Here is a 10300-nt window from a genome sequence, read left to right as displayed (position 1 = left end):
GATCAACACAAACTTTTGCAAATCCTGGCGAAAGTTGGGTCTCGTGATCGACAAGTGACAATCAGGGGGGTCGGCCATGGGGCACGAGCGTGCCGCGTACGGGTGGCTCGGGTTAGCGTCGGCGAACACGGGGAACAGTCCTGGCACGGCCGTAGTCGCACGTCGCAGCTGGGGTGAGCGACCACGAGCCGCCGGTTCGTCACCCCGAAGGAGGTCCTCGATGAAACTTCGCCCCACCAAGGACGAGCAGTCCACAGACCACGAGAGCAGCGAGGCCCGTGATCGGGGAGCCGCCGACTACGACGTTTCCGCCGCCACGAGCACCCGGACCGCTGAGGACAAGGGCACGGATCTCAACGCACCCGGCCCCGACGCCGGCCCGGACAAGCCCACCCAGCTGCACGCCAAGGGCGTCTTCGCCGCGGTGAAGCGGACCTTCAAGCAGTTCTCCGAGGACAACGTCTCGGACTGGGCAGCGGCACTCACCTACTACGGCGTGCTGTCAATCTTCCCCGGCCTGCTGGTGATCGTCTCGCTGCTGGGCCTGCTCGGCTCGGACGGCCAGAAGACGGTGCAGGACGCGGTCAGCGAACTGGCGCCCAACCAGCAGCTGCGCGACCTCGTCGACACCGTGCTCACCCAGGTACAGGGCACCGGCAAGGCCGGCCTCGCCGCCATCATCGGTGTCATCGTCGCCTTCTGGTCGGCGTCCGGGTACATCGCGGCGTTCATGCGCGCCTCTAACGCCATCTACGACGTGCCGGAAGGCCGTCCGATCTGGAAGACCCTGCCGATCCGGGTCGGTGTCACCGCCGTGGTCGGCGTCATGCTGATCGCCTCGGCCGCCATCGTCATCTTCACCGGCGACCTCGCCCAGATCGTCGGCGAGAAGATCGGCCTCGGCGGCGTGGCCGTCACCACCTGGAACATCGTCAAGTGGCCGGTCCTGGTCATGCTGATCAGCCTGATGTTCGCGGTCCTGTACTGGGCCTCGCCGAACGCCAAGACCGGCGGCTTCCGCTGGGTCAGCCCCGGCGGCATCTTCGCGGTGCTGCTCTGGGTGATCGCCTCCGCCGCCTTCGCGATCTACCTGGCCAACTTCGCCAACTACAACGCGACGTACGGCACGCTCGGCGGCGTCATCGCCTTCCTGGTCTGGCTCTGGATCTCCAACATCGCGATCCTGCTCGGCGCCGAGCTGGATGCCGAACTGGAACGCGGCCGAGCCATCGCCGCCGGCCACCCGGCCGACGACGAGCCGTTCCTGCAACTGCGCGACAGTCGCAAGCTCAAGAAGGGCAGCGAGCAGGGGCTGGGCGAACACTGACCCACCCTTCCCACCCCACAACGCACCGCCTCACTCCCCCAAGAGTGAGGCGGTCCGTCGTTACCGGGCGCCGCCCCTCCACGACCGGGCGCCGCCCCCGCGCCCCGGGCACCGCCCTGCCCTGCCCCGCCCCGCGCCGCGCCGCGCCGCGCCGCGCCGCGCCACCTGGATCTTGTGGACTTCCCCGCTGACGTGTCCGCACAACTCCACAAGATCGAACGGGCCTAGTCGATCTTGTGGAGTTGTGCGCAAACGGTTCGCCGAACTCCACAAGATCCGTGAAACACCGCGCTCCCACGTCGAAGCGGTGAAGCACCGCGCTCACCACGCCAAACTGCGAAGCACCGCGCTCACCAGGTCTGGAGACCGGTGGGGCATAGAGCACCTGGCATAGAACACCCACGAGCCTCCAAGATCCAGCGCTGTTCACCTGTCGTGGTGGCAGAGCATCACCACAACGCTCGCCAGCCACCCGAAACCGACCCGCCACGGATGGCCGTCCTGCGAACTCGTGCACTCGTGGTCGATTGGCCGGCCGAACCGCACAAGATCTCCGAACGGCGCCTCGCACCGAGAAACCGCCACCCCGCCACCCCGCCACCCCGTCACGCCGCCACGCCGCCACCCCGCCACCCCGCCACGCCGCGACGCCGTCACGCCGCCCTGAACCACTACCGCTCCACAAATGGCGAAACCCGAGTGGCCGGCACGACGGCCAAAACTCACAAGATCTGCGAACGACGGCAAATGGCGGTGCAGGACGAGCAGGCGTGGGCCGCCCCATTGCGCACCCTCTATCCGCGATCCTGGCAACGTGCGGTCGCCAGCAGAGGTGCCCCGGGCATTCCCGGCCGCACCGGCCGCGCCGGCCGCACTTGTCACCGGTAGTGACAGGCGTGCTCAGGAGGCGGCAATCTTGGAGACCTGCGGGTGCTATGACCCCAACAGGTCTCCACAAATACGCCGCAGCCAGAACCCTGCCCGCCGATCCATCACCCTGCGTGACAACCGGGAGGGGCGGCAACCCCGAAGCCCCTCAAACGAAGAACTCACCCCACCGAAACTCGCCAAGATCCTGCCAGCGGTGGCCGCGCAGGAAAACGGCGAGAGAAGCGGCACCCCCGCGCAGTCAACCGAAACCCGCCCAGGCGAACCGGAAGCGGCACCCCGCCCAGGCAACCGAAACCCGCGCAGGCGAACCGGAAGCGGCACCCCGCGCAGGCACCCGGAAGCGGCACCCGGCGCGGCCGGACGTTACTTGCAGAGCAGCCTGTTCATCCGGCGGCCGGCCGCGGACAGGCAGAGCGCCATCAGCGCGAACAAATAGAGCACGTCGATCATCTGCACCCACCCGACCGTGCCGGTTGTGATGCCGCGGACCAGGTCGACCGCCCGATAGAGCGGCGACGCCTCGACCACCCAGCGCACCACCGCCGGGTACGCCGTAGCGGGCACGAACGTCCCGGAGAACAGGAAGAGCGCGAACTGTGCCGACCCGATCAGGTCGAAGTCCTGCCAGCTGCGGATCAGCGTGGCCGTGGCCATGCCGGCCGCGCCAAACGCGAAGCCGGTCAACACCGTGGCGGGGAACGCGGCCAGGGCACGCAACGGCGTCGTCAGGTCCATCAGCACCATGATCACCAGGAACGCCGCCGAGTAGAGGCTGCCGCGGATCATCGCCCAGGTCAGCTCGCCCAGGGCGATCTCGATGGGCCGGATCGGCGTGGCGAGCATGCCGTCGTACAGCCGCATGAACTTCATCTTGCCGAAGAAGTTGAAGGTGGTCTCGGCGAGCGCCCCGCTCATTGCCGACGACGCGAGCATGGCCGGGGCCACGAAGGCCGCGTAACCCACCACCTCACCGCCGGGCAGGGTGATGTCGCCGATCAGCGCGCCCACCCCGACGCCGATCGAGAAGAGGTAGAGCACCGGCTCGAGGAAGCCCCCGAGCATCACCAGCCAGTACGCCGAACCGAGCGCCGTCACATTGCGAGCGGTCACCGACGACGTACGCCGAATGGAAACCATCGCCAGCACGTCACACCACCAGCCGGCGGCGGAAGCGGCTCAGCGCGAGAAGCCACCCGCCCACGCACCAGACGAGCAGGTAGAGCAGCTGCCACAGCCCGCCGAGGCCGGGATTGACCCCGAGTGTGGCGGCCCGGCTCAAATCGACGCCGTGCGAGAGCGGCAGCACCCACGCCACCGCGCGCAGCACCGGGTGCAGCGAGTCGATCGGGAAGAACACCCCGGAGAACAGCGACATCGGCAGAACCGCGAACCGGATCAGGATCGCCAGGTAGCTGTCGCTGCGGATCGAGGCGCTGTACGCGACGACCGGCGCGGCCACCGCCAGCCCGACCAGCACCGAGATCGGCAGCACGGCCACCGCCCACGGCGAGTGCAGCGTGCCGAAAGCCGCCGCGATCACCAGGAACGCGACGACGCTGAGCAGCACCCGGAACATCATGAAGGCAAGATGGCCGCCGAGGATGTCGGTGGGCCGCAGCGGCGCCGCGGCCTGCGCGAAATAAACCTTGAGCCACTCGAAGTAGCTGAGCACCGGCCAGGTGGCCTCACCGATCACGGTCTGCACGGCGGTCGAGGCGATCAGGCCGGGGACCATCCAGTCCAGATAGGAGACGCCGTCGATGCCGCTGGTGACGTAACCGCCGACGCCGAGGCCGAACCCGACCATGGTGAGCAACGGCAGCAGCAGCGTGGAGAGCACGCTGGAGCGCCAGGTCCGCCGGTAGTGGACCAGGTGGTATTCCAGGACGGATGTCATCTCAGTCCACCAGCGTCCGGCCGGTGAGGTGCAGGAACACGTCCTCCAGGCTGCTGCGCCGGACCAGGGCGCTGGCCGGGCTCAGCTCTCGCCGGTGCACCTCGGCGAGTGCGTCGTCGCCGTCGGCAACGTACAGCAGGATGCGGTCGGGCAGCACCTCGAAGCGCTCGGCGATGCCGGACAGCTTCTCCGCGTAACTCCCCTGGTCGTCGGCGGTGAACCGCAGCTCGACCACCTCCCGGGTGGAGTAACGCTCGATGAGCGCGCGCGGCGAGTCCTGCGCCACGATGCGGCCGCCGTCCATCACCACGAGGCGGTCGCAGAGCTGCTCCGCCTCGTCCATGTAATGCGTGGTCAGCACGAGCGTGACGCCCTGCTGCTTGAGCCGGAACAGCCGCTCCCAGACCAGGTGCCGGGCCTGCGGGTCGAGGCCGGTGGTCGGCTCGTCGAGCAGCACGATGTCGGGCTCGTTGACCAGGGCGCGGGCGATGGTGAGCCGGCGTTTCATGCCGCCTGAGAGTGGCTCGACCTGGCTGTCGGCGCGCTCGGTGAGCTGGACGAAATCGAGCAGCTCGTCGGCGCGGGCGCGAGCCACCTTGCGCGGGATGCCGAAGAACCGTGCGTACGTGGTCAGGTTTTCCCGGACGGTGAGCTCGACGTCCAGATTGTCCAGTTGCGGGCAGACGCCGAGCCGGGCGCGGATGGCCGGGCCGTCGCGGCGCGGATCCATCCCGAGGATCTCCAGCACGCCCTCGGTGGGTGGGGAGACACAGCCGATCATGCGCATTGTCGAACTCTTGCCCGCTCCGTTGGGCCCGAGGAAGCCGAAGGCCTCACCGGCCCGCACGTCGACGTCGATGCCGTCGACAGCGGTGAACGACTCGAACCGCTTGATCAAGCCACGCGCATGGATGAGGGAAGACACCCCCTGGACATTAAAGAGGGGGTGCGACAGTTTCTCGCGCGGCACCGACCAGCTCGTCGGTCGCGGTGATCACCTCGTCGTCCTCCACAGGCGTGCCCGCGTCGTAACGGACCGCCCACGACAGGCCGTCCTGTCCGCTGACCCGGCGGCCGACCACCCGCACGGCACCGCCCGGCAGCGTGTGATGCGTCGTGTACCCCACCGATTTGGTCACCCGCGTCCGCACCTGGTCGGGCACCTCACCCGGCTCCAGGAGCAGGAACGTGACGGCGGGCCCGTCCACCAGAACGGTGTAGCCCTCTCGCTCCGACGAGACGACAGCCGGGATGATCCGCAGCTCCCGCCCGGACCAGGCGACCTTGTGAATCTCGTGCCACCCCAACCGGGCAACCGCCGACGGCAGCCAGATCCCGTGGTTGGTGGCGACCACGACGTCCTCCGTCGAGTCACCGGAGAGGCACCAGGCCACCACCCGTTCCCCGGAGGCGAGCGGCGGCCGGGACTCGGCCGGCAACGAGGGACGCCGTCGGAAGAGTTTCACAATCCACCTGCCGCCTGATCGCGCAGGGCCCGGGCCTGCTGTTCCAGCGAGAAGAGTTCCCCGGCCAGGGCCAGGTATTGATCCTTGTGTGTCACCGGGTTGACCCGTTGCACCTTGGACTTGAGGTCGCGGATCCGGGTGGTCAGCGCGGCGCCCTGCAGTCGTGCCAGGGTGACCTGCACATAACGAGGGTCGGCAGCGCCGTCCACATAGAGCGGTTCGACAGCGAGCTCGCTCACCAGCACCTGGCCGCCGAGGTCGGCGCAGGAGTCGCGCACCTTCTCGATCCAGACCGCGCCGCCGGTGGCCGCCGACGCGCCACCGGCCTCGCTGACCGCCTCACGGACCGCCTGGAGCACCGGGTCGGCGTACATCTCGCTGCCGAGCGCGTCAAACATCGGGCCGGCCAGGACGGGCTCCTGAAGGGCCAGTTTCAGCGCCTCCCGCTCGACCATCCGCTGCGGCGAGTCGGCCGGCTGCGCCGCCCGTTGCTGCGGTTGATCAGAAGACGAGCGGACGGCGTTGTTCACCGCCCGCTGCACCGGATCCAGGTCCATGCCGAGGTCGCCGGCGAGCTTTCGCGCGTACTCAGGTCGCTTTTCTCTGTCCTTGATCTTGGCGACCAAAGGCGCGGCCTTGCGCATCGCCTCGACCCGGCCCTCGACCGTGTCCAGATCGAATTTGGCGAGGGTCTGGCGCAGCGCGAAGTCCACCAGCGGCTCACGCCCGGCAATCATGTCGCGCACGGCGAGATCACCCTTGGCGAGACGTAGCTCGCACGGGTCCATGTTGTCGGGCGAGACCGCGATGAAGGTACGCCCGACAAAGCGCTGATCCTCCTCGAATGCCCGCAACGCCGCTTTCTGCCCGGCCGCATCACCGTCGAACGTGTAGATGATCTCGCCGGTGAAGCTGTCGCTGTCCATCAGCAGGCGCCGCAGCACCTGGATGTGATCAACGCCGAACGCGGTGCCGCAGGTCGCCACGGCGGTCGGCTCGCCGGCTTCGTGGCAGGCCATCACGTCGGTGTAGCCCTCGACGATCACCGCCCGGCCGCGCTTGGCGATCTCCCGTTTCGCGTGGTCGAGGCCGTAGAGCACATGCGATTTCTTGTAGATCGGCGTCTCGGGGGTATTCAGGTATTTCGGTCCGTCGTCGTCGTCGAAGAGCTTGCGCGCGCCGAAACCGATCACGTCACCGGTCACATCCCGGATCGGCCAGAGCAGCCGGCGGCGGAACCTGTCGATCAGTGAGCCGGAACGGGCCGGTTTGCAGAGCCCGGCCGCGGTCAGCTCTTCGGCGGTGAAACCCTTGAGGCGCAGGTGCTTGGCGAGCGCGTCCCAGCTGTCCGGCGCGAAGCCGCAGCCGTATTTCTCGGCCGCGTCCCGGCCGAAGCCACGCTCGGCCAGGAACTCGCGGGCCTTGCGCGCGCCCGGCGAACCCAGCTGGTCACGGTAGAACTCGGTGGCCGCCGCGTGCGCCGCGATCAGCCGCTGCCGCTGGCCGGTCTGCGGTCGCGGCGTGGAGACGCCGGGACCGTCGGTCTCGTAACGCAGCTGGATGCCGCTCTTGGAGGCCAATCGCTCGACCGACTCGATGAACGACAGATGCTCCGCGTCCATCAAGAACTTGATCGCGTCGCCGCCCTGACCGCAGCCGTGGCAGAAATAGACGCCTCTAGCTGGGGAAACGTTGAACGACGGCGTTTTCTCGTCGTGGAAGGGGCACAGCCCCTTCATGTTGCCGCCTCCGGCCGACCGGAGCGTCACCGTATCGCTGACCACGTCGACGATCGAGGATCGGTCCCGGACCAGTGCGATGTCTTCGTCCTTGACCCTGCCCGCCACGGCATACATCCTGCCTCGCCGGACACCCGGCCCGCCAGCAGGGTCAGCGGCGCGCCGTCACCAGGCTTCGGTGCCACGCGACAGCCGCGTGATCGGTCAGGGACGCGACCTGGTCGATCACCACTCTCAGTGCGGCGGCGTCATCCTCTGCCGCCGCATGCAGAGGCCCGAAGAGAGGATCCAACTTCTCCGGGGTACGCGTGAGCGACTCCACCAGCTCACGAAGAATGACGCGCTGCTCGGAGTACCAGTCCTCGGCCGCCCGGGTTCGCATCACGTACCGGAAGGCCATGCCCTTGAGCAGCGCGCACTGATTGCGGACGGTCCGCGGGACGATCAGGTCGGCGTCGTAACGGCGCATCGGATCCGTTCCGAACCGGCTGTGTGTGGCGCCGACCGCGGAGGCCACGAACCGGCCGGTCAGCACGCTTGTCATCCGTTTCAGGGCGACCTGGGAGGCGTACCCGCCGTCGTACCCGGTGACGATGGACACGGCCGGATCGGACAGCAGCTGGTCGAGCGCGGCGCCCAGCTCGTCGGTGCTCTCCTCGGAATAGGTGGCGGCGACGTCGCGGCACAGCTCGGCCCGCTCGTCCGCGTCGTTCAGCAGCTGCCCGAGGGTGAGATAACCGCCGTGCACGCCGTCCTCGACGTCGTGCACGGAGTACGCGACATCGTCCGCCCAGTCCATCACCTGCGCCTCCAGACAGCGGCGCTCGTCGTCCCGCCCGTCACGCAGCCACTCGAAGACCGGCCGGTCGTCGGCGTAGACACCGAACTTGCGGTACCCCGGTTTACGGAACCACGGGTACTTGGAGCAGGCGTCGAGCGTGGCCCGGCTCAGGTTGAGCCCGGCGCCGGGCACTTTCGCCTCCAGCCGGGTCAGCACCCGCAGCGTCTGCGCGTTGCCCTCGAACCCGCCGCACGCCTCGGCGGCCTGGTCGAGCGCCGCCTCGCCGTTGTGGCCGAACGGCGGGTGGCCGAGGTCGTGCGCCAGCCCGGCCACGTCCACGACGTCCGGGTCGCAGCCGAGCCGGGCGCCCATCTCCCGGGAGATCTGCGCCACCTCGAGCGAGTGCGTGAGCCGGGTACGCAGAAAGTCGTCCGACCCGGCCGTGTGCACCTGAGTCTTGGCGGCCAACCGGCGGAACCCCGCCGAGTGCAGCACCCGTGCCCGATCCCGCTGGTACGGCGTACGTCCGTACCCACTGTCCTTCGCGGGCTCAGATGCCCACCGCTGGGCGTCCGCAGCCGTCATGATCTCACCCTAAGCTGGTTGTCCAGGTTGCCGATGGGTCAACCGTGGAGTCCGTTTCCCGGCGGCGATCCGTGACAATCGTCGGCCGGCTGCTGATCCTGGGTGCGGCCGGTCTTTTTTCGGTCGCCCTGGTGACGGTCTTCGCCGTGCGCAGCTCCGAGGACCAGTCGGCGGCGAACCTGGAGATCGCCTCGGTCAGCTCGGCCATGAGCGACCAGTGGAACGCCGACATGATGCACGACGCGCTCAAGGCCGACGTGATGAGCGCGATGTACTCCGGCGACGCCGAAACCGAGGTCTCCGAGCACGGCGACAAGATGGTCGAGAAACTCGACGCGGCGGCGGCGCAGGCCCCGGCCTCGATGACGGCGGCCTACGCGGACGTGCGGCCGGACGTGGTCGCGTACGCGAAGTCCGCGGCCACCACCGTCGCCGCGGCCGCCGCAGGCCCCGCCACCGCCCGTGACGAGCTGGCCACCTTCCTGGAGCAGTACGCGAACCTGGAGGAGAGCCTTGGCGCCCTGGACGACACGATGCTCGCCGAGGTGGCCGCGGCGAGCGCACGCGGCCAGAGCGCCACCGAGTCGAGCAGCCAGTTCATCAAGATCGCGGCGGCCGTGGCGAACCTGCTCACCGTTGTCGTCTGCCTGCTCACCGTCCGGGCCGTGCGCCGCCCGCTGCGCGGGATGCTGGAGACGCTGCACAGGCTGGCGAAACGCGACCTGACGGCACGCGCGCCGATCGTCAACGCCGACGAGCTGGGCGAGATGGCACACGAGCTGAACGAGGCGATGGCCTCGATCCAGAGCACCGTGGCGGCCACCGCGGACCGGGTCGGCACCCTGACCAAGGCCAGCGCCGACCTGCAGGTGCTCGCCGGTGACCTGGACCGGTCGGCGGACCAGACCTCCTCGCAGGCACGCAGTGCGGACAGCTCGGCGGAGAACGTGTCCGGCTCGGTGACCGACATGATGACCGCCACCAGCCAGCTCTCCGCCTCGATCCGGGAGATCGCCAAGCAGACGCTCTCGGCGTCGTCGACAACGAGCGAGGCGACCGCGAGCGCCACGCGGACCGCCGAGGCGGTGGCCCGGCTCAGCGAGGCGTCCAGCGAGGTCGGCGACATCGTCCAGATGATCACCAATATCGCCGAGCAGACCAACCTGCTGGCGCTCAACGCCAGCATCGAGGCGGCCCGCGCCGGTCAGGCCGGCAAGGGCTTCGCCGTGGTCGCCACCGAGGTCAAGGATCTGGCGCAGGAGACCGCGCAGGCGACCGGCCAGATCACCGCGCGGATCTCGGCGATCCAGGGAATGACCACCAGCACCGCCGAGGCGATCCAGGCGATCGCCGAGGTGATCGGCCGGATCGACGACGGGCAGCGCACCATCGCGGCCGCTGTCGAGCAGCAGGCGGCCACCACCGACCTGCTGGCCCGCAACGTCGGAGCGGTCTCCTCGGCGGCCGGCGAGATCAGCGGCACGGTCTCGCACATCACCGCGTCCAGCGCCTCCACCGCCGACGGCGCGAACACCACCAGGCGCGAGGCCGAACTGGTCAGCACCGCGGCCGAGGAGATCCGTACGCTGATCGGCCAGTTCCGCTACTGACCCG

The 10300-nt window shown here is 68.9% G+C and carries 8 protein-coding genes; 2 read left to right on the top strand and 6 right to left on the bottom strand.

Annotated elements, in window-relative coordinates; genetic code table 11:
- Positions 1-220 precede the first annotated feature (220 nt).
- Positions 221-1327, top strand: coding sequence for a YihY/virulence factor BrkB family protein (locus tag ACQP2E_RS06345; RefSeq protein WP_433828921.1), 1107 nt, complete (start codon positions 221-223; stop codon positions 1325-1327).
- A 1254-nt stretch (positions 1328-2581) separates the two neighbouring features.
- Here the strand turns inward: ACQP2E_RS06345 and ACQP2E_RS06340 are convergent.
- From ACQP2E_RS06340 to ACQP2E_RS06315, 6 genes are read right to left on the bottom strand one after another with little or no spacing between them, the layout of a single operon-like run.
- Entirely contained in the window at positions 2582-3355 is a 774-nt protein-coding gene (locus tag ACQP2E_RS06340) for an ABC transporter permease (protein WP_433828920.1), read from the bottom strand.
- A gap of 10 nt (positions 3356-3365) precedes the next feature.
- The gene (locus ACQP2E_RS06335) at positions 3366-4115 is read right to left on the bottom strand and encodes an ABC transporter permease (RefSeq protein ID WP_433828919.1); all 750 of its coding nucleotides are present in this window, start codon (positions 4113-4115) and stop codon (positions 3366-3368) included.
- A 1-nt stretch (position 4116) separates the two neighbouring features.
- Entirely contained in the window at positions 4117-5040 is a 924-nt protein-coding gene (locus ACQP2E_RS06330; protein WP_433828918.1) for an ABC transporter ATP-binding protein, read from the bottom strand.
- Between the two features lie 10 nt (positions 5041-5050).
- On the bottom strand, positions 5051-5581 hold the full coding sequence (locus ACQP2E_RS06325; RefSeq protein ID WP_433828917.1) for a hypothetical protein: 531 nt from the start codon (positions 5579-5581) through the stop codon (positions 5051-5053).
- A complete protein-coding gene (dnaG, locus tag ACQP2E_RS06320) occupies positions 5578-7437 on the bottom strand; it encodes a DNA primase (protein ID WP_433828916.1) in 1860 nt (619 codons plus the stop codon). The genes ACQP2E_RS06325 and dnaG overlap by 4 nt, the downstream gene beginning before the upstream one ends.
- Positions 7438-7471: 34 nt before the next feature.
- Positions 7472-8686, bottom strand: coding sequence for a deoxyguanosinetriphosphate triphosphohydrolase (locus ACQP2E_RS06315; RefSeq protein ID WP_433828915.1), 1215 nt, complete (start codon positions 8684-8686; stop codon positions 7472-7474).
- Positions 8687-8730: 44 nt separating this feature from the next.
- Between ACQP2E_RS06315 and ACQP2E_RS06310 the strand changes: the two genes are divergently transcribed.
- Entirely contained in the window at positions 8731-10296 is a 1566-nt protein-coding gene (locus ACQP2E_RS06310) for a methyl-accepting chemotaxis protein (RefSeq protein WP_433828914.1), read from the top strand.
- Positions 10297-10300: the final 4 nt, after the last annotated feature.

Source organism: Actinoplanes sp. CA-015351 (assembly GCF_050955685.1).
Lineage (GTDB): Bacteria > Actinomycetota > Actinomycetes > Mycobacteriales > Micromonosporaceae > Actinoplanes.
Note: the sequence above shows the minus strand (reverse complement) of the source record. Positions and strands in the feature narration are given on the sequence as shown.